This is a genomic window from Spirosoma soli (assembly GCF_042684525.1).
Lineage (GTDB): Bacteria > Bacteroidota > Bacteroidia > Cytophagales > Spirosomataceae > Spirosoma > Spirosoma soli.
Window position 1 is genome coordinate 54,036 of sequence record NZ_JBHULN010000008.1, and the last position, 17,919, is coordinate 71,954.

Genomic DNA, 17,919 nt, shown 5'->3' on the forward strand with positions numbered 1-17,919 from the left:
AGATTAGTCATGAAACAACTCATCATTAGCTTACTGCTCCTTGGCTGCGTTTCGTCTGGAGCGGTTGCCCAGCAAAAAACGCAGCGGCCTACCCGATCAGGTGTCGACAAACCCAACATCATCCTGATCATGGTGGATGATATGGGCTATTCTGATCTGGGGTCGTATGGCTCCGAGATTCAGACGCCTAATATCGACCGCTTAGCCAGTGAGGGCTTACGTCTCCGCGAATTTTACAATAATTCCATCTGCGCTCCCACCCGAGCGTCGCTTATCACGGGTCAGTACCCCCACAAGGCAGGAATCGGCTACTTTAACGTCAACCTGGGCTTACCCGCTTACCAGGGCTGGCTTAACAAAGAGTCGCTAACGTTTGGCGAAGTATTGAAACAGGCCGGTTACAGTACGCTTCTATCGGGTAAATGGCACGTTGGGAACGATAGTTTACACTGGCCGAAACAACGCGGGTTCGATCGGTTTTATGGTATCCTGGGCGGAGCGTCCAACTATTTCGATGCCGATCCGCTGCCCATCGGACGACCGTCGCCCGTGGTCATCCTGGAGGACAATCAACGACAACATCCTAAACCCAACTCCTTCTACTTCACCGACGAAATCACCAATCACGCCCTATCCTTTCTGGATGAACAGAGTAAAGAGAATGGCACTTCGGCCCGCCCCTTCTTTCTCTACCTGGCCTACACCGCTCCCCACTGGCCGTTGCAGGCGTTGCCAGAAGACATTGCTAAGTATCGCGGCAAATACGACGCAGGCTGGGATGCCCTACGTAAAGACCGCTTAGCTCGTCAGGTCAAATTAGGCCTTATTACCCAAAAACAGGCCGAAGCTGCCGCTGCCCGCGACGCCGACGTACCGGAATGGGATGCCCTGACTTATGACGAAAAACAGCTTTGGAAGGCCAAAATGGAAGTGTACGCGGCCATGCTGGATCGGGCTGACCAGGGTGTGGGCAAAGTACTGGCCAAGCTGAAGGACCTCAAAAAAGACGACAATACGCTGATTATCTTTATTTCGGACAACGGCGCTCCCGCCGAAGACGTAGCGCATTGGGGCAGTCGCGCCGGACGTAATACAGGTCCAGTTGGTACGGCCGGGTCGTTTGAATCGCAGGGCAAAAACTGGTCGTACCTGTCCAACACGCCGTTCCGCTCGTTCAAAGCCTTTGCCTACGAGGGTGGTATTCGTTCGCCCTTTATTGCCTGGTTCCCCGGCAAAATCAAAGCCGGTACACTGGCCCGGGGAACCGCCCATCTCATTGATATAGCGCCTACGATTTACGACCTCGCCCAGACAACCTACCCCACTACGTTCCAGGGCGTAACGACGAATGCTCTACCGGGCAAAAGCCTGAAAAACCTTCTGTTCAATGGGCAGGAGCTGGACACGGAACGGCCGTTGTTCTGGGAATGGGCCGGCAACCGGGCGGTTCGGCGGGGAAAATGGAAGCTGGTGTCTATTTATCCGTCCTACCAGTGGGAGTTGTACGATCTCTCCACCGATGCCGGAGAAACAGAGAACGTAGCAGCAAAAAACCCTACTCTGGTCGATGCGCTATCAGCCCTGTACTTCAACTGGGCCGGGCAAACAGGCGTAGTCGATTACGACAAAATAAAACCGGAGCAGCCGCTTCTACCCACCCCCAAAAAGACATTACTGGGCGGACGCAATTTCTAATCATTCACCAGACTCAAAGCATTATGAAACAACCGGCACGTTGGTCATTAGCCCTCCTACTCTTGTTATTTCATAGGTCTAATGCACAAAACATATCCCTGGAACGCTTTGCCAGCAATCCTATCATTTCGGCCTCTTCACTGCCTGGTCAGGACGGCGACGACATTAACGGCCCTTCGCTGATCAAAGTCCCCGATTGGCTACCGAATAAGCTGGGCAAGTACTACCTGTATTTTGCTCATCATAAAGGCAAATACATTCGGCTGGCCTACGCCGACGATCTGCATGGTCCCTGGAAGATTTACCAACCGGGCACCTTGCAGATCACCGATTGTCGCTGCAACGACGCGCCGTTTCCGGCCACCGAGAGCGTTCGCCATGAGGGAGCCGAAAACGCGGGCGATGGTGTAACACACGTGGCCTCGCCCGATGTGCACATTGATGACCGTCAAAAGCAGCTGATCCTGTATTTCCACTGCCCTCTGGAACACAAGGGGCAGAAAGGCCAATACACGCTACGAGCCACGACCCGGGACGGAATCCACTTCAAAGCTGATACGGCAGTGCTGGGTGAATCATATTTCCGGGTCTTTCAGTGGAACGATAAGTACTACGCCATCGGTCGGTCGAGCGCCATCTACCGGTCCAACGATGGTAAGACCGAGTTCGAGAAAGGGCCTAACCCATTTGCCAAAATTCAGAAGCCCAATGCCCTGCGTCATTCGGCAGTGAAATTGGTTGGTGATACGCTCTGGGTGTTCTACAGCCGCGTGGGTGATACACCCGAGCGCATTTTGCTCACCAAAATTAAGCTGACTGACAACTGGACGGCCTGGACAGCTACCCCGCCCCAGGAAGTAGCCGCTCCCCAAACTGACTACGAAGGCGCTAACCTTCCGCTTACGACCTCAAAGATAGGCTTGTACTACGGCAAGGTGCGGGAGTTGCGAGATCCCTACGTATTCGAGGAAAACAAGAACTGGTACCTGTTGTATTCGGCCGCCGGCGAAAACGCCATTGCGATTGGTCGGCTGATCTTCGACAAGCAGCCGGTAGCCAACCGAGCTTCACCCAACAAATAAGAATTCACTAAACTAAATATAACTATGAAAATCAACCGCTTCCTATTAACACTGAGCTTCGCGTTTTTCGTATGCCTGACCCTGAAAGCCCAGACCCCGGCGCTGACATTTGAAGCGTTCGAGGCCAAACTTCAGCAGGCCGGCGACCGGGCGCAGATTCTGGACGCTCGTTCGGAAGAAGAATACAACCAGAACCATCTCAAGGGGGCTATTTCCTTCAGCGTAGCAAACGAGGCCGACTTTCAGAAACAGATTAAAACGCTCAATAAAGCGAATCCGGTCTTTGTCTACTCCATCGGTAACGGACGTAGTGGCAAGCTCGCCAAAGAGTTGCAGGAAGCGGGCTTCTCGGACGTAACAGAACTACCGGGTGGGTTAAGCAAATGGATTGGCTCTGGCCGTCCCGTCGAATCGACGGTTGGCGCCGGATTGTCGCTGGCGGATTACCAAGCCCAGTTGAAATCGGATAAGCTTGTCCTGGTTGACTTCGGCTCCCGTTACTGCGGTTCCTGCAAAAAGCTGGCGCCTACGGTAGATGAGCTGGAAAAGGAACAGGCATCGAACATCAAAGTCGTTCGTATCGAAGCCTACGAAAACAAGGCGCTGGTAAAAGAACTTGGTATCACCTCGTTACCTACGCTGGTCCTTTACAAAGGCAGCCAGCAGGTATGGAAGAAAGCTGGCGTAACGCCGAAGACCGAAATTCAGGCCAGTATCGCCGAGTCGCTTTAACCCATTCTTCACCAATAGCCGACCCGCTTCGTTTGCGTCTCTCCACGCAAACGAAGCGGCCAACGCTGTTATCCTTGGCAGGCACACCGATTCCTTCAACCATGCAGGGGATTGATTTAACCAGTAGCCTAAACGAAAAAAGGCCCAACCGGACAGACTTCTTCTACGAACACACGTTCATGGGCAGCCCCCAAATCCCTAAAGTAGAAGGTGTGGTGAGTCCGCAACTAAAATACATGTTGTTCACGGAATATGGTTACGAGGAGCTTTACGACACCAGGCATGATCCGCATGAAACGACGAATCTGGCTAAGGATACCCGGTACGTTAAGCAACTCGAACAAATGCGAAAGCGGTATAAAGCATTGAAACAGGCTGTTTTGTAAGGAAAGGTTTGACTATAACTACTCAATCAGAAATAAGATGAAGCACCTGCCTTTTACCTGCCTGACCATTCTCGTTGGGATAATGTCATTTACCGGAGCAACTTTTGCCCAGTTGCCCAGGGCCAAAACTGCGCCCAACATCATCTTTATTCTGGCCGATGATTTGGGATGGAGTGAACTGGGCTGTTATGGTAATCGCTTCAACGAAACGCCGAACCTCGACCGATTGGCAGCAGGCGGTATGCGCTTCACGCAGGCCTACGCCACCGCACCCGTCTGTACCCCCACGCGTATTGCCCTCATGACCGGGCAACACCCCGCCCACATCGGCATAACGGACTATTTGGACACTAAGGACGAAAAGTTTCTTTCGCCCGACTACGTAACCCTCAATGAGCAATTGAAGAAGGCTGGCTACCACTCAGGCTTAGTCGGCAAGTGGCATTTGACGGGCGACTATAGCCAGAAAAAAGGCGAACCGGCTAAGCATGGTTGGGACGAAGTAATCTGCTCCGAAACCGGCTACATTGCCAACGGCGACTACGTCCATCCGTATTTTTTTATGCCGGACGTCCAGGCCAAAATCGAAGGCGAGTATTTAACGGATCGGCTGAACGCCGAAGCAGTCGACTTCATCAAACGTAATCAGGCACGACCGTTTTTCCTGTATCTATCGCATTACGCCGTCCATACGAAACTGGCGGGCAAACCAAACGACGTAGCGAAATACAAACAAAAAGCAGGAGCTGGCACCAACCAGAACAATCCCGAATTGGCCGCCATGCTGGAACGTATTGATGACGGTGTCGGACAGATTGTCGCTACGTTGAAGGAGTTGGGAGTCAGTGATAATACGCTAATTCTGTTTACGTCCGACAATGGTGGAGAACGCAACGTAACATCCAACGCACCTTTGCGTGGGGGTAAATCGAAGTTGTACGAAGGTGGGATTCGTGAGCCTTTCGTAGCCTACTGGCCGGGTACGATCAAAGCTGGATCAGTTTCGGACCAGGTCATCAACACGCTGGATATTTACCCCACATTACTAGAACTGGTTGGCGTGCAGCCTTCGGCTAATTTGGTTCTGGACGGCGTCAGTTTGGCTCCTGTCTTGAAAGGTAAGGCCGGGCCAATACCAAGAACACTGTACTGGCATTACCCAATAGCCAAACCTCATTTTCTTGGTGGTCGCTCAGCTGGTGCTATTCGAAGCGGTGATTTCAAACTGATCGAATACTTCGACAACGGCCAGGTTCAACTTTTCAATCTTTCGGACGATTTGGGAGAACAAACCGACTTATCCCAAAAGCTACCCGCACAACGAGAACAACTACTGACCCGGCTGAGGCAATGGCGACAAAAGGCAGCCGCTGATTTCAAATTCACAACGAATCTTCCGGTAAAACCATGAATAGACTGTTTCTCCTCGGTGCTCTCCTGAGCGAACTACTCCTTCTGGGAGCTACTCCGCCCCTAACCGTAGCAAGCCGAAACCCACAGGCCCCACCCAAGCCCAATATCGTGCTGATCATGGCCGACGACATGGGCTACTCAGATCTGGGACAAGCTGGCTCGCAAAGGGGTTCGGTTTACGCAGTTTTATAATACCGCCCGCTGCTGCCCTACCCGCGCGGCTTTAATGACCGGCCTGTTTCAGCACCAGGCCGGCATCGGCCACATGACCAAAGAGCCCAACAATCTACCCTGATAATCCGCCTACGCATTCGTATCTTTGTATATGCTTTTGGAACAGAAACAACAAACAACACTAACGCACACCTTGCCCGTTATGGAAGCTTTTTACACGCTTCAGGGCGAAGGAGCGCATACGGGTCGGGCAGCTTATTTTATCCGGCTCGGCGGCTGCGACGTGGGCTGTCACTGGTGCGATGTTAAAGAGTCATGGGATGCCAGCGCCCACCCCCAGCAAACCGTTGAGGCTATTGTACAAGGCGCTTTGCAGCACCCCGGCCGAATGGCGGTTGTTACGGGAGGGGAACCCCTCATGCACGACCTTACCGCGCTGACTAAAACCCTTCAAGCGGCCGGGTTTCAAACCAACATTGAAACCTCTGGCGTATGCCAGGCTGTGACGGGCTCGTGGGACTGGATTTGCTTTTCGCCCAAGAAATTCAAAAAGCCAAATCCGGCGATATTTGACAAAGCCAACGAGCTGAAAGTCATCATTTACAATCCCTCAGATTTTGCTTTTGCAGAATCATTTGTGCCTCATCTGCGGCCCGGTTGCAAACTCTTTTTGCAAACTGAATGGAGTCGTTCCAATGAAATGCTCTCCCGCATCGTTGAGTATGTAAAAGAACATCCGCAATGGCAAATTTCGTTGCAGACGCACAAATACTTAGATATTCCATAGGCAGACTTGGGTCGGGAGCTAAGGGCTGGGAGAAGCTAGTGGTAGCGCTAATCGCTTCGCTTTTATTAGCCCTTTGCTCCATGCCCCACGCCCTTTGCCAATCGCCCAAAGCGCAGGAACTTTACGCTCAATCAATAAAGCTGTTCGGTGAACGCAAGGCCAATGAAGCCATTCCGTTCATGGAACAGGCCGTAAAAGTCGACCCAAATTTTTCGGATGCCTACCTGAAGCTGGGCCAGTTGTACGAGTTCACTAAGCGGTTTGAGCCTGCGATGGCTGCCTACCGGAATGCGATCAAACTCCAGCCCGATAGCCCGGCCTCCGGGGCCGCTTATCAGTCACTGAGTACTGCGTTGCTTCGATTAGGCCGCTATAGTGAGGCCCTGCCTTATCTCGAAAAATTTCAGACTATGTTTGCCCCGCAGTCGGCGCAGGCCAAACGCATTAGTCGTCAGATCGAGTCCGCTCGTTTTGGGCAGGAAGCTTTGCTGCATCCGCAGGCGGTAGACCCAAAGCCACTGTCTTCAGTATTGCAAACTACGCCTTCGCAATATTTTCCGGTCCTGACGGCCGACGAGCAAACGCTGGTATTTACGGCTTTGAAGCCCGAAGGCGACGAAGACCTGATGACGGCCAGTTTCAATGGCGAAACCTGGTCGCCCCCAGCATCGCTCTCCTCGGGCATCAACTCCCCGGATAACGAAGGTACCGCCAGCCTCTCGGCCGACGGTCGCCTGATTGTCTTCACCGCCTGTCAGGGTCGAAAAGGGTTCGGGAGCTGTGATCTGTACCTAAGCCGGAAAACCGGTAGCGACTGGTCGAGTCCGGAAAACCTGGGACCCGTTATCAATACCCGCTACTATGAATCGCAGCCTTCATTATCCGCCGATGGACGAAGACTGTACTTTGTTTCTGACCGTCCCGGTGGTAAAGGTCGACGCGACATATGGCGTAGCGACCTCGACGCTGAAGGCAACTGGGGCGAACCGGTCAACGTTGGCGAGCCGGTCAATACATCGTCAAACGAAGCTTCGCCGTTTATTCATGCCAACGGGCAAAGCCTTTTCTTTGCGTCGGAAGGGCACGTGGGCCTGGGAGGTTACGATCTGTTTATTGCTGACAATGGTCCTTCGGGTTGGTCTGCCCCCACCAATCTGGGGTATCCGATTAATACCTCCGAAGATCAGGCGTCGCTGTTCGTATCCGCTAATGGCAAACGGGCTTATTATTCGTTTGAAGAACAAAAAGAAGGAGTTTCACAAAAGTCACGGCTGTACACCTTCGACCTACCCGAATCGCTCCGTGAGCGAATTAAGCCGGTTAGCTATTTGAAAGGGGTTATTGCCGACGCTAAAACCAATAAACCGCTGGCAGCCACCGTCGAACTGGTTGATCTGAAGACAAATCAGGTACTGTCGCGAGTACAGGCCGATGCCCAGACGGGTCAGTACACGGCTGTGCTCCCAAGCGGTGGTGAATATGCACTTTATGTGAGCATCCCCGGTTACTTGTTCAAAAGCCTTTCGTTCGATTTCACTCAAAAGACCAAAGGTGACCGGAGCGCCGGAACGGGCATGTCGTTGAGCGTCCCGCTCGAACCAGTAACAGCTGGAACATCGGCCAAAGAGACGCTGAACAACTTATTCTTCGAGTCTGGCCGTTACGATCTTGCGGAGAAGTCCCGCACCGAACTCGACCGGCTCTCCGCGTTTCTTCAATCAAACCCGTCCGTTAAAATAGAAATATCGGGCCATACTGATGACAAAGGTGATGCGGCCGCTAACCTGACGCTATCCCAAAAGCGGGCGCAGGCCGTTGTCGCCTACCTGACCAAGGCCGGTATTGCTCCGGCTCGTATTCAGGCGGTAGGTTTCGGAAAAACCCGCCCACTGGCCCCGAACATCAACGACGAAAACCGACGACTAAACCGGCGTATCGAGTGGCGCGTGTTGTAAGGCGTAGGGTGAAGGGCATAGAGGTTGGGGCTAAATAACCGAACCGCTCCATTTAAACACTATGCCCCCTGCCCTATGCCCGTCGCCCTCTAACCTTGCTTTCCTTCGGGATTTTTTTCAATTTTGCATATGTTGTCTATTTAGCATAGTCTCTTAGATAGACTTTGTTTCTTACTTTAAAGACGACATCGTGCCAACCGCAATGACTTCCGAACACGTTAAGTGCCTGATTATCGGCTCAGGCCCTGCAGGCTACACGGCTGCTATTTATGCATCAAGGGCCAATATGAAACCCGTTTTATACCAGGGTGCCCAACCTGGTGGTCAGTTGACCATCACTACTGAGGTAGATAATTTCCCTGGCTATCCAGATGGTGTTAATGGCCCGCAAATGATGCAAGATCTCGAAAATCAGGCGCGTCGATTTGGTACCGATGTTCGATACGGGATGGTGACGAGTGTTGACTTTTCGGGATTTCCTCACCGCGCTGTTGTTGACGACAAACACGAAATAACCGCCGATTCGGTCATTATCTCGACTGGTGCATCAGCCAAGTGGCTTGGCTTACCTTCCGAAATGCGGCTAAATGGCCGCGGGGTATCCGCCTGTGCCGTTTGCGATGGTTTCTTTTTCCGCGGCCAGGACGTAGCGATTGTAGGTGCGGGTGACACCGCGGCCGAAGAAGCCAGCTACCTGGCCAATCTTTGCCGGAAAGTATACATGCTCGTTCGACGGGATGAAATGCGGGCCTCGCGGTTCATGCAGCAGCGCGTTAAAACAGCCCCTAACATTGAGATCCTCTACAACACCGAAACCGAAGAGGTTTTAGGTGACGAAGAAGTGTCGGGCGTGCGGGTAAAAAATACCGTAACGGGTGAAGAAAGCGTTTTAGATGTGACCGGCTTTTTTGTGGCCATTGGTCATAAACCGAATACAGATATTTTCCGGGATTATCTTGACCTCGACGAGAATGGTTACATTCTGACCGAGAAAGGCAGTACCCGAACTAACATACCTGGCGTTTTTGCCTGTGGAGACGCCCAGGATAACATCTATCGCCAAGCCATCACCGCAGCCGGAACAGGCTGTATGGCGGCCCTTGACGCAGAACGTTATCTTGTTACCCTGGAAATGCAGGGCCAGGAACTTGTTCATTAACTTACTAGTTTTCGGTTTTCGGTTTCTGGCGCACTGATGCCATCATACCCGAAAACCGAAAACTCATCTTTGATACCGATGAGAAAAACCGCTACACAGTGGCTGCTGGCCATTGGGTGCTTGTGCATGGCATTGACTGTACAAGCTCAAGAGCGCGGGCGATTTAAGAATAACCTGCGTATTACACCCAAAAATCAGAATAACTCCAATTCTCAGGTCATTGATCAGCCCCGAAAAGCGGATGACCAGTTTGAACAAGAAACTACTCAATTGCGCTTCAACAACCAATTTGAGCCCAAAAAAGAACTTAACCCGGTCGTCAGTGAAGACACCAGTATGATTGACCAGGGAGAGACCAGCGTTGTAGAAGTCATTGACTCTGTATTAGTTGGTAATGAGTGGGTAAAAATTGCAGACTACTACGCGGTCTGGGATTCTCGCCAGGTTGATCCTTACAACATTAACCCACTGGAGTTTGACGAAACCATTGATATCAAGTTATACGACCCGCCGGCCAACCGCTATTGGTCAGCTCCGTTAAATGAAGGTAAGCTGACGTCTAACTTCGGTTTCCGCTGGGGCCGCTGGCATACGGGTGCCGACCTTGATCTCGAAACCGGTGACCCAATCTACTCTGCCTTTGATGGTATTGTTCGGGTGGTGGGTTGGAATGGGGATGGATACGGTCGTTTCGTATTGGTCAGGCACTACAATGGTCTGGAAACCCTCTATGGACACATGTCTAAACAGACGGTTGAGCAAGGTCAGTTAGTGAAGGCAGGTGACCAACTCGGTCTCGGCGGAAGCACAGGGCGCAGCTCTGGCCCACACCTCCACTTTGAGGTTCGCTACGAAGGCAATCCTTTCAGCCCGCTCAACATCTACTCCTTTCCGGAAAACACCGTAAACTCTGACCATTTCCTGCTGACGGGCAGCGTTTGGGATTATCTACGGGGTGGCCGTTCAACCGATATTAGCTTTAAACCTCGTTTCAAACGGACGGTGCTGCACCGTGTCCGATCGGGCGAAACCCTAAGCTCCATTGCGAGTCGGTATGGCATGTCAGTATCAGCCCTAACACGACGTAATCATATCTCTTCCCGATCACGCATTCGGCCCGGCCAAAAGCTACGGGTAAATTAATTTGTCTCCGTGCTCAGGAGATTCGACAGGCTCAACAGCAACTACTTCCAGCTAGGAAACTGTTGAGCCGTTTCGTTTAAGTAAGGAAGGCCGTACGGACATGATCCGGTTGGGAGCGTTCACTACAGCAAGCTGGTGAGACCACCAACCCAGTGATTTTAACTAAAGCGCTGTTTCCAATTCCACAACGGCAATTGGCCGCGAACCCTACCCTAAAGCAGAACCCCGGCTATCCGGCTAATTAATTCAGGCACGTAATGAACAATTCAGCCGAGTAATACAGCATTGCGACTTAACGGTTGGTTGTTTTATGTACCAGAAAGGTTTAGCTGGGTAGTAATAGCTTAGCTAAACCTTTTTAACAAACAACAAACAACTCACCTTATGAAGCTTTCCTACTTCATGTTGCTGGTATGTAGTCTCCTCTGCGCAGACTTATCGGCCCAAGACCAATTGAGTAAGCATTACGTAATTTATGGTAGGTGTGTGGATACCAATGCCACTAGCGCGGTTAAAGCCGATCTGTTTGCGGTGATCAACGAACGCCGTGAACCGATAGGAACCTGCACTAAAGAGGGCCGTTTTGAATGCTCACTGCCTGCATCAGCAACGCACCTGATCTATGAAGCGGAAGGATATAAGTCGTTAAAGATCCCTGTACACTTCGCCAATGCGATACCCTCAGGGACTCGGTTTGAGATTGAAACGCCCGACTTTACGCTGGCCCGTTCAACGGAAAGCTATGCCGAGTCGGAAACGCTATTCTCCTTTACGTTTCAACTCGTTGACAGCGTTGAAGTTGATCTTGACATAAGAGATGTCAGAACACCAGGGCCTGGGTTGATAAGCAGTGTTACTATTTTCTCGATGAGAAAAGCACAGGAGGGGTTCATTCCAAGTCACATACCCCGGTTCTTCTCAAAAAAGCCGGGGGGTGGTATGCGGCCAGGACAATATGTATTGGCTCTATCAACAAAGGACAAAGAGCTGCTATCGGAGACTACGTTCACCATCCGGAAAGGATACAATTTCGTTTACGCCCCAATCAAAAAGCCAAATAATGCTCTTAATCAGGGGGTACATCGCTTTCCGACAACCACGACCGGGCAGACAACCCTCTACTTTGACCAGAGTAAATACGAGCTACGTCCGGCTAACCGACGCATCCTGGACTCACTGATCGATGTGTTGAAAAAACAGCCTAATGGTCAGATGACTATCACGGGCTATACTGATAACGTCGGCAGGCGAGACTTGAACACTACCTTATCGGAGTACCGCGCCAAAACCATTCGGCATTATTTCAACCAGCGTGGCATATCTGATCAACAGCTCATTATCGACTGGAAAGGCCCGGATGAGAACGCTTTGCCTAATGATCCAGAAGAACTGAAAGCGAAAAGCCGCCGGGTAGTGATTCAACTTATGGCAACAGAACCAATGTCTCTTACCGCCAATTAATACTCATAAAAACCGCCCTCATTTGCCTTTTTGGCTGCTTAATACTCCTGAACACAATTGACAGCCACGCCCAATCCCAACAACAATTCACCGACCTTATTGAATTTGTCAACCCGCTAATTGGCACTGGCTCAAAGCCGAGCTTATCGAATGGCAACACGTATCCGGCTATTGCGCTACCCTGGGGCATGAACTTCTGGATGCCACAAACGAGCAAAATGGGCAATGGTTGGGCGTATACTTATGCCGCCGACAAAATTCGCGGCTTCAAACGAACTCACCAACCTTCGCCCTGGATGAACGACGACGGCCAGTTTTCGCTTATGCCGATCACCGGGATGCTCCGGGTTGATGAACCTAATGACCAGACTTCAGAACTATAAGCTTAATATCGGCGAACCCTATGTATTAGGCGACAGTCCGCTGGTCCTGTTAACCGCACTGCAATCGTCTTTCGAGCCCGATCCTTCGTCGAGCAGCTACACCATCAAGTTGGCTCCAACGATCAGTCAACAGGGAACGTATGAGTTTAATGACAAAGGACGCCCGGTAAGAGTATACACCCAGCTTGATATACATCTGATGCTCAATGATTTCTTCGCCAAGCTGGCGTTAATGAATCCATAAGCACTTAGTCATTGGTGCACTTTCCTTATTTGGCAGAAACTACGCTTTTATTTTTCATGGAACGTAACGTTACCGGTCCCAGAAGCCCCGAAGGCAACAGTGGTGAATCGGCTCTGTAGAATGGCATAGTCGTAAACGTAATCTTTTGGGCAACCCCCGGCTGCTGATCGCCAATCAGGCGGTTTACCCATAGGTTGGTTACATTAATCTGTACCGTGTTCCGACCTGTTTTCAGGGCGTCCGTAACATCTAAACGAAAGGGCTTTTTCCAAACGATGCCCATACTTTTTCCGTTGACGATGACTTCCGCGATGTTTTTTACGTCACCCAGATCAATTATATAGCGTCCGGCTTTGTCGAAGCTTGTCAGATCAAACGCGTTCTCGTAGGTAGCCGTGCCGGAGAAGTACTTGATTCCCGCATCGGCATGGTCTGAGAAGGAAGCCAGCTGCGGCAACGTAGCGCGCTCCGGAGCCCCTCGACCGGCCTGGAAACGAACGGCCCAGGGGCCACTCACCGGAGTCGCTGTTGATTCTGAAACCGACGGCTTCGTGTACGAGTTAGCTGTTGCCTTCTGCTGGAAAACGATGAAGTAAGCGTCCCATGGGTCGAACTGGAGGGGAACGATGGTCCGTCCGTCTTTAATCTCATACGATATTTTTTCAACTTTCCCGGTCTGGGGATGCCACAATTCAGGCACTTTCCCCGTCACCCGGAAACTGACGACCGCTTCGTTAGGGGCATCGCTTCGGCTATTGAGCCAATAGATGTCCTGATCCGTAGCCTGCCGATGAACGTACAAAACTTCGGCTTTAGCATTCGACACCTCCACATCCTTCGCTACGTTTAACCCTTTCAAAACCGCATCAATCGGCTTATTGACAACTGTAGGACTTCCCCAGATTTCGCTGACTACCACTTGAAACTCGGATGGGTTATCGGCTAAACTCGGAGAATGTTCGGGCTTAGTGCCGGTTAGCCGCATGCCTGATTTCACCAGGTCCCTGATCTTCTTCAAAACCGGTAACGTCATGTATCGGGCAGTAGAGTCGAGCACCATCAAGTTATACTGCTGGCCACTCGGTGCCACAATTTTTCCGTTCTCTACTTTCAATGCGGTCAGTACGGTCGCTGCGTTGACAAAATCATATTCGTAGCCGAACGGAACTAGGGGCAACTTACTAGCAAAAGCGGAGGTGATGTTGTGATTTTCTCCGTAATAATACAGCACATCCACCACTGGTTTTCCTTGCTGAAGTAGATAGCAACTTCGCGCTAAATAGTCCATCCAGGGTTTAGCCTGTTCGGCCCAGGTTTCCTGACGGGTAAAGTATTGTCCAAATGGTCCTAGTGAGAAGCCGGGCTTCTTATCGTCCAGAGGCTGATGCACCGAGGTATGAATGACAAAGCGGTTCAACCCCGACGCCATCTCCATATCGGCCGTTCGTTTCAATTTCTCCGGATGGAAACTAAAAGCATTACCAATTGAAGTCATTGATTCGGCTGCTACCAGGTTTTGGCCATAGATGTGTGCCACTGACGCCGACTCGCGGATGTCGGCTTTGCTTCGAACTTCTTCATCGCTGCCGCCCGCCAAACTTCCCGGCGTCCACATGGCCGCCATCGGAATGTCGGCCTTACGTTTAACGTCCATGCCATCGGCCAGATAGATCCGTTTGTTTTCGTGCGATTCCGTGTAGCGTTTCAAACCGCGTTGGTGCAACGCATCACCAATCACTTCATAATGGTTTTCGGCGATCAGTTCACCGATAGTTTTGCGGAAGTCCCACAGAAAGTGTTCGCTGGCTTCGGTGCTGTTTACAACCCGGCCGGTCAGCACCGGAATCCAGGGTTTCAGGTCGTAACCGCGCCGTTTGGCAAACTCTTCGGGCAGGGCTTTCGTCCAGGTCATGTGGCCTGCTTCGTAACTGTCTAACACCATGGCCTGAAGTCCTTTACTTCCCATCAGGCCGCCCGTGGCATCTTTATACATGTCCAGATACGTCTCGATGTATTTTTTGACAGCCGTTTTGTCGAGCTTGTCCACTTCCAGCCCAGTGGCTTCGGGCGAAGCGGGGTGATTTTGCCGCCCCGTGAGCGAGTAGCCCAACCGTACAATGACCCAATTACCGGCTGGTGCGTTCCATTCCAAAGTACCATCTGCTTTCAGGTTCGCACTGAGGTCGACTATATCGGCAACGGGAATGGCATCCGCCCGAGAGGTTTTAGGCGAAGTAGCTTCTTCCTTCCAGGGATTGAAGCCCGCTTTGTCTTCAAAGAGGTTAATTCGATCGGTGTTGTGTAAAGCCAGCTCGGCTACATTCACGCCCTCCGTCTTGGGTGGTTCGGGCTTTACGCCCGCCATGGCCGCAAACATGTTAACCTGGGGCTGTAAAGTCTTAAACGTAAACCGGAAATATTTGGCCGTAGTTGGCGGAATACTGAGGGTATTTTGCGGAACGATGCTCCCAGGAATGGCTACCACTTCCCGAAAATCTGTTCCATCGTCGCTAACTTTCAGGGATCGGTTTTGGGGACCCCCGTTAAAATCTTCGAGCGCAATGTGATTCGCCCCTGCAATCGAAAACGCCTTGAACGTTTGGGGCTTATCAAATTCGTACTGAATCCACATGTCTTCGCCTACTTCTTTGGGTGGCAGGTACCGAGCCGTAGCCACATCCCCATCGGTTAGTTCGGCCAGGCTGAACGTACCGCCACTCGAAGTGACTTTAGGATTAAGTTCGACCATCAATTTATCACTGGCTGGTAAGCGATAGGCAATTACGGCGGCATCCTCGTAGAAAGTTGGCAATTGGCCTACCGATTGGCCGAGTGTTCCCGTTTTGGGCATCTCAACTTGCTGGAAAGCGCCCGTTTTTGACGAAGGCTGAGGCAGTTTCCCCGAAAAGCGTTGCCCGCCTACGACACGGGTTTCTGTCCAGACGTATTTTTTCATACCATCCTGCGGCTTTACCCAGGGGCCGCCCGTAACGCTCCAGCCCGGCGACCCGGCAATAGCCATTTCAAGCTGTAATTTATCGGCCAGTTCGGTTGTATGTCGGAAGGCGTCTTTCCATTCCGGCGTCATGAACACGAGTTTTTTGGCGACGACCTGCGGAGTGAACAAGCTAGCGTCAAAGTTCTGGAATCCGCCGATACCGACCCGTTGCATCCATTCCAGGTCTTTCTGAATCCCTTCTTTAGTGATGTTGCCATTCATCCAATGCCACCACACCCTGGGTCTGGCCGCATTGGGCGGGTTTTGAAAGCCGGATTGCAACGTACTGACCGACTGAGAAAAAGCTGGAGAACTGAGTAGCGACAGCGCCATCAAGGCACCGGCCGTCTTACTATAAGTACGGAGATGAATCATAGGTATGAACGGTTAGGAAAAGAAAGATATAAAAAATAAACCGCCTGGAACGTAGCCCCTAGATTACTCCAAGCATATATCTACGGCTACGGGTTTCTATGTGGTTTTTTCAAGGTATCAGCCACTCTAAGTCAGGCATTTACCCAGGGTAAGTGCGCTGATATTTCGCCAGGTTAGCGATCTCAAGCTGTAAACCCGTAAAATGTATAAGGCTTTGGAAAACCGTGTACTTTTATACCATATCCGGGCGGCACCTTACGTGCCCAACCTTTACATGGCCGATTACATCAGTGAAACTTCTGCCAATTCAGCAAACACGTTTAGACAATGCCCACTTTATTGGCAATCCCGATTGCGAACCCGGTCTGTCAATGACGATTGATTTCTTTAATCGCGTAGGGTACGTACCACCCTGGATTGGTTATTTTGTCGAGTTGGATGGCAAACTGGTAGGCAGTGCAGCTTTTAAGGGCCAACCTAAAGCGGGCCGGGTCGAAATTGCGTATGGCACCTTTCCGGCTTACCAAAACCGGGGCGTTGGCACTGAGGTATGCAAGCAATTAGTACGCCTGGCCTTACAAGCTGACCCTCTCGTTACGGTTACCGCCAGGACACTACCCGAAGAAAGTTATTCAACGCATATCCTGCGCAAAAACAAGTTCATCTGCCTGGGTACCGTCTGGGATGAGGAAGATGGCGATGTCTGGGAATGGGCATACCAAAGCAGGGCATAAATTAAGGCCGCTTTAAGGTCAAACCAAGCCGCGGCAAGTGTGGTCTTTTGTATCAAAATGACCCGTTGTGTAGTTATCCGTTCAGACCAACCATTACATCTGGATGACTATTGAATTGTATGCAGCTTCAACGTCTGATGCGCTGGAGACTATCGACTCACCCATCTCGAACACAACGGGCGAACTCCCCGACCAGGAACCCACTCTTGATTTAGGCGACTTGCTGGGCACATTCGACTCTCGGGAAGAGGCCATTAATTTTGTCCAGAATCGGGCATCAGTTCGCAACCAGGAAGTGGTCGATACGCACTACGCCCCTTTTAATGTCTATACGCACGTTGATTGGCTCAAGGTTACCCTCAAAAACGCCGATCAGTCGACTCAGCACGAGCATTACTATCTAGTCACTGATGAAGGCTATTAATCCAGCCCATCTTAGCCCACACCTACGAAACAGGGACGGAACGCGTTTATATCGGCTAGCAGCGATGCGCTACCTGCGCCCGAATTCGGCTCAGCGAAGGACCTTTGATACCCAGATAAGAAGCGATATGACCTAGTGAAACCCGGTTCAAAATGTCGGGGTGGTTTTCAACTAAATCGACGTACCGTTCTTCAGCCGTCTGCATTAATAAACTCTCAGACCGGGTCTGGTTAAACAGGAAATACTGTTCGGCCAGAACCCGGCCGAAGTGCTCCCATCCATGCGACCTGGAATAGAGCTGCTGGAGGTGCTCATAGTCAATGACCATCAGCTCGGCATCTTCCAGCGCTTCAATAATATAGGGACAGGTGGTTTGTGTTAACAAACTTTTCAACGAAGTGAGGAACGTGTTCTCAGCCACAAAATATAGATTATGCTCCAGGTCCGTTTTCGGGTCCACATAATACACCCGAAAGATGCCTTTCAAAATGAAGCCTACGTGCCGACAAACCGCATTTTTAAACGTAAACAACTCGTGCTTGGCAATGGCCCTAAGCTGCCAGAACTCGTCTGTCAACCGAATATCGGCATCGGATAGCTGAGCAAACTGCTGCAAATGGTACTCCAACAACTCATGTCCGGGTGACCGCATCGCTTAATTAGTTATGGTTCCTCCTAGGCTCTTCTGACGAAACCCTAAATCTGCAAACTAGTTCTTGATTCATATAGGGCTCTTTTCGCTTTTTAACATAGGTGAAAAATGACCAACGGTCT

16 protein-coding genes and 2 pseudogenes are annotated in these 17,919 nt (G+C 51.2%); 16 read left to right on the top strand and 2 right to left on the bottom strand.

The annotated features are described in order from the left end of the window. Positions 1–9 precede the first annotated feature (9 nt). From ACFSUS_RS14290 to ACFSUS_RS14355, 14 genes and pseudogenes are all read left to right on the top strand, one after another. The gene (locus ACFSUS_RS14290) at positions 10–1,695 is read left to right on the top strand and encodes an arylsulfatase (protein ID WP_381523660.1); all 1,686 of its coding nucleotides are present in this window, start codon (positions 10–12) and stop codon (positions 1,693–1,695) included. Between the two features lie 23 nt (positions 1,696–1,718). Next, positions 1,719–2,777 carry a glycoside hydrolase family protein gene (locus tag ACFSUS_RS14295; protein ID WP_381523662.1) on the top strand — a complete coding sequence of 353 codons (1,059 nt, stop codon included), beginning with the start codon at positions 1,719–1,721 and terminating at the stop codon, positions 2,775–2,777. A gap of 24 nt (positions 2,778–2,801) precedes the next feature. Beyond that, positions 2,802–3,509 (top strand): thioredoxin domain-containing protein, encoded by a 708-nt coding sequence (locus tag ACFSUS_RS14300; RefSeq protein WP_381523663.1) that lies wholly within the window; start codon positions 2,802–2,804, stop codon positions 3,507–3,509. 32 nt (positions 3,510–3,541) lie between these two features. Beyond that, positions 3,542–3,895, top strand: a complete 354-nt coding sequence (locus tag ACFSUS_RS14305; RefSeq protein ID WP_381523665.1) for a sulfatase/phosphatase domain-containing protein — start codon at positions 3,542–3,544, stop codon at positions 3,893–3,895. A gap of 37 nt (positions 3,896–3,932) precedes the next feature. Further along, a complete protein-coding gene (locus ACFSUS_RS14310; protein WP_381523667.1) occupies positions 3,933–5,306 on the top strand; it encodes a sulfatase in 1,374 nt (457 codons plus the stop codon). Further along, positions 5,303–5,588, top strand: a pseudogene (locus tag ACFSUS_RS14315) (sulfatase-like hydrolase/transferase); the annotation flags it as partial. The gene ACFSUS_RS14310 and the pseudogene ACFSUS_RS14315, both read left to right, overlap by 4 nt. A gap of 45 nt (positions 5,589–5,633) precedes the next feature. Beyond that, positions 5,634–6,269, top strand: coding sequence for a 7-carboxy-7-deazaguanine synthase QueE (locus tag ACFSUS_RS14320; RefSeq protein WP_381523668.1), 636 nt, complete (start codon positions 5,634–5,636; stop codon positions 6,267–6,269). Next, positions 6,224–8,224 carry an OmpA family protein gene (locus ACFSUS_RS14325; protein WP_381523670.1) on the top strand — a complete coding sequence of 667 codons (2,001 nt, stop codon included), beginning with the start codon at positions 6,224–6,226 and terminating at the stop codon, positions 8,222–8,224. The genes ACFSUS_RS14320 and ACFSUS_RS14325 overlap by 46 nt, the downstream gene beginning before the upstream one ends. 202 nt (positions 8,225–8,426) lie before the next feature. Beyond that, positions 8,427–9,383: a thioredoxin-disulfide reductase gene (trxB, locus tag ACFSUS_RS14330; RefSeq protein WP_381523672.1), complete on the top strand. Its 957-nt coding sequence runs from the start codon at positions 8,427–8,429 to the stop codon at positions 9,381–9,383. A gap of 78 nt (positions 9,384–9,461) precedes the next feature. Continuing rightward, positions 9,462–10,526, top strand: coding sequence for a peptidoglycan DD-metalloendopeptidase family protein (locus tag ACFSUS_RS14335; protein WP_381523673.1), 1,065 nt, complete (start codon positions 9,462–9,464; stop codon positions 10,524–10,526). Positions 10,527–10,678: 152 nt separating this feature from the next. Beyond that, positions 10,679–10,771 (top strand): RagB/SusD family nutrient uptake outer membrane protein, encoded by a 93-nt coding sequence (locus ACFSUS_RS14340; protein ID WP_381523675.1) that lies wholly within the window; start codon positions 10,679–10,681, stop codon positions 10,769–10,771. A 139-nt stretch (positions 10,772–10,910) separates the two neighbouring features. Next, entirely contained in the window at positions 10,911–11,987 is a 1,077-nt protein-coding gene (locus ACFSUS_RS14345; protein ID WP_381523677.1) for an OmpA family protein, read from the top strand. 47 nt (positions 11,988–12,034) lie between these two features. Next, positions 12,035–12,343: pseudogene (locus ACFSUS_RS14350) on the top strand (GH92 family glycosyl hydrolase); the annotation flags it as partial. Positions 12,344–12,347: 4 nt separating this feature from the next. Continuing rightward, the gene (locus ACFSUS_RS14355) at positions 12,348–12,614 is read left to right on the top strand and encodes a hypothetical protein (RefSeq protein WP_381523679.1); all 267 of its coding nucleotides are present in this window, start codon (positions 12,348–12,350) and stop codon (positions 12,612–12,614) included. A 25-nt stretch (positions 12,615–12,639) separates the two neighbouring features. On the opposite strand, the gene ACFSUS_RS14360 is transcribed toward ACFSUS_RS14355, so the two are convergent. Continuing rightward, a complete protein-coding gene (locus ACFSUS_RS14360; RefSeq protein WP_381523680.1) occupies positions 12,640–15,987 on the bottom strand; it encodes a glycosyl hydrolase in 3,348 nt (1,115 codons plus the stop codon). A gap of 290 nt (positions 15,988–16,277) precedes the next feature. On the opposite strand from ACFSUS_RS14360, the gene ACFSUS_RS14365 reads away from it, so the two are divergent. Together ACFSUS_RS14365 and ACFSUS_RS14370 are read left to right on the top strand one after the other, a co-directional pair. Then, on the top strand, positions 16,278–16,721 hold the full coding sequence (locus ACFSUS_RS14365; protein ID WP_381523682.1) for a GNAT family N-acetyltransferase: 444 nt from the start codon (positions 16,278–16,280) through the stop codon (positions 16,719–16,721). A 103-nt stretch (positions 16,722–16,824) separates the two neighbouring features. Continuing rightward, entirely contained in the window at positions 16,825–17,145 is a 321-nt protein-coding gene (locus tag ACFSUS_RS14370) for a hypothetical protein (RefSeq protein WP_381523684.1), read from the top strand. A 55-nt stretch (positions 17,146–17,200) separates the two neighbouring features. Here ACFSUS_RS14370 and ACFSUS_RS14375 read toward each other — a convergent pair whose 3' ends face one another. Further along, entirely contained in the window at positions 17,201–17,797 is a 597-nt protein-coding gene (locus ACFSUS_RS14375) for a Crp/Fnr family transcriptional regulator (RefSeq protein ID WP_381523686.1), read from the bottom strand. Positions 17,798–17,919: the final 122 nt, after the last annotated feature.

What these genes read in the sequence shown, in the direction of transcription:
- ACFSUS_RS14290 (WP_381523660.1), top strand. Translation starts at nt 10, where the DNA reads ATGAAACAACTCATCATTAGCTTACTGCTCCTTGGCTGCGTTTCGTCT.
- ACFSUS_RS14295 (WP_381523662.1), top strand. Translation starts at nt 1,719, where the DNA reads ATGAAACAACCGGCACGTTGGTCATTAGCCCTCCTACTCTTGTTATTT.
- ACFSUS_RS14300 (WP_381523663.1), top strand. Translation starts at nt 2,802, where the DNA reads ATGAAAATCAACCGCTTCCTATTAACACTGAGCTTCGCGTTTTTCGTA.
- ACFSUS_RS14310 (WP_381523667.1), top strand. Translation starts at nt 3,933, where the DNA reads ATGAAGCACCTGCCTTTTACCTGCCTGACCATTCTCGTTGGGATAATG.
- ACFSUS_RS14320 (WP_381523668.1), top strand. Translation starts at nt 5,634, where the DNA reads ATGCTTTTGGAACAGAAACAACAAACAACACTAACGCACACCTTGCCC.
- ACFSUS_RS14325 (WP_381523670.1), top strand. Translation starts at nt 6,224, where the DNA reads ATGGCAAATTTCGTTGCAGACGCACAAATACTTAGATATTCCATAGGC.
- trxB (WP_381523672.1), top strand. Translation starts at nt 8,427, where the DNA reads ATGACTTCCGAACACGTTAAGTGCCTGATTATCGGCTCAGGCCCTGCA.
- ACFSUS_RS14335 (WP_381523673.1), top strand. Translation starts at nt 9,462, where the DNA reads ATGAGAAAAACCGCTACACAGTGGCTGCTGGCCATTGGGTGCTTGTGC.
- ACFSUS_RS14345 (WP_381523677.1), top strand. Translation starts at nt 10,911, where the DNA reads ATGAAGCTTTCCTACTTCATGTTGCTGGTATGTAGTCTCCTCTGCGCA.
- ACFSUS_RS14355 (WP_381523679.1), top strand. Translation starts at nt 12,348, where the DNA reads ATGACCAGACTTCAGAACTATAAGCTTAATATCGGCGAACCCTATGTA.
- ACFSUS_RS14360 (WP_381523680.1), bottom strand. Translation starts at nt 15,987, where the DNA reads ATGATTCATCTCCGTACTTATAGTAAGACGGCCGGTGCCTTGATGGCG.
- ACFSUS_RS14370 (WP_381523684.1), top strand. Translation starts at nt 16,825, where the DNA reads ATGACTATTGAATTGTATGCAGCTTCAACGTCTGATGCGCTGGAGACT.
- ACFSUS_RS14375 (WP_381523686.1), bottom strand. Translation starts at nt 17,797, where the DNA reads ATGCGGTCACCCGGACATGAGTTGTTGGAGTACCATTTGCAGCAGTTT.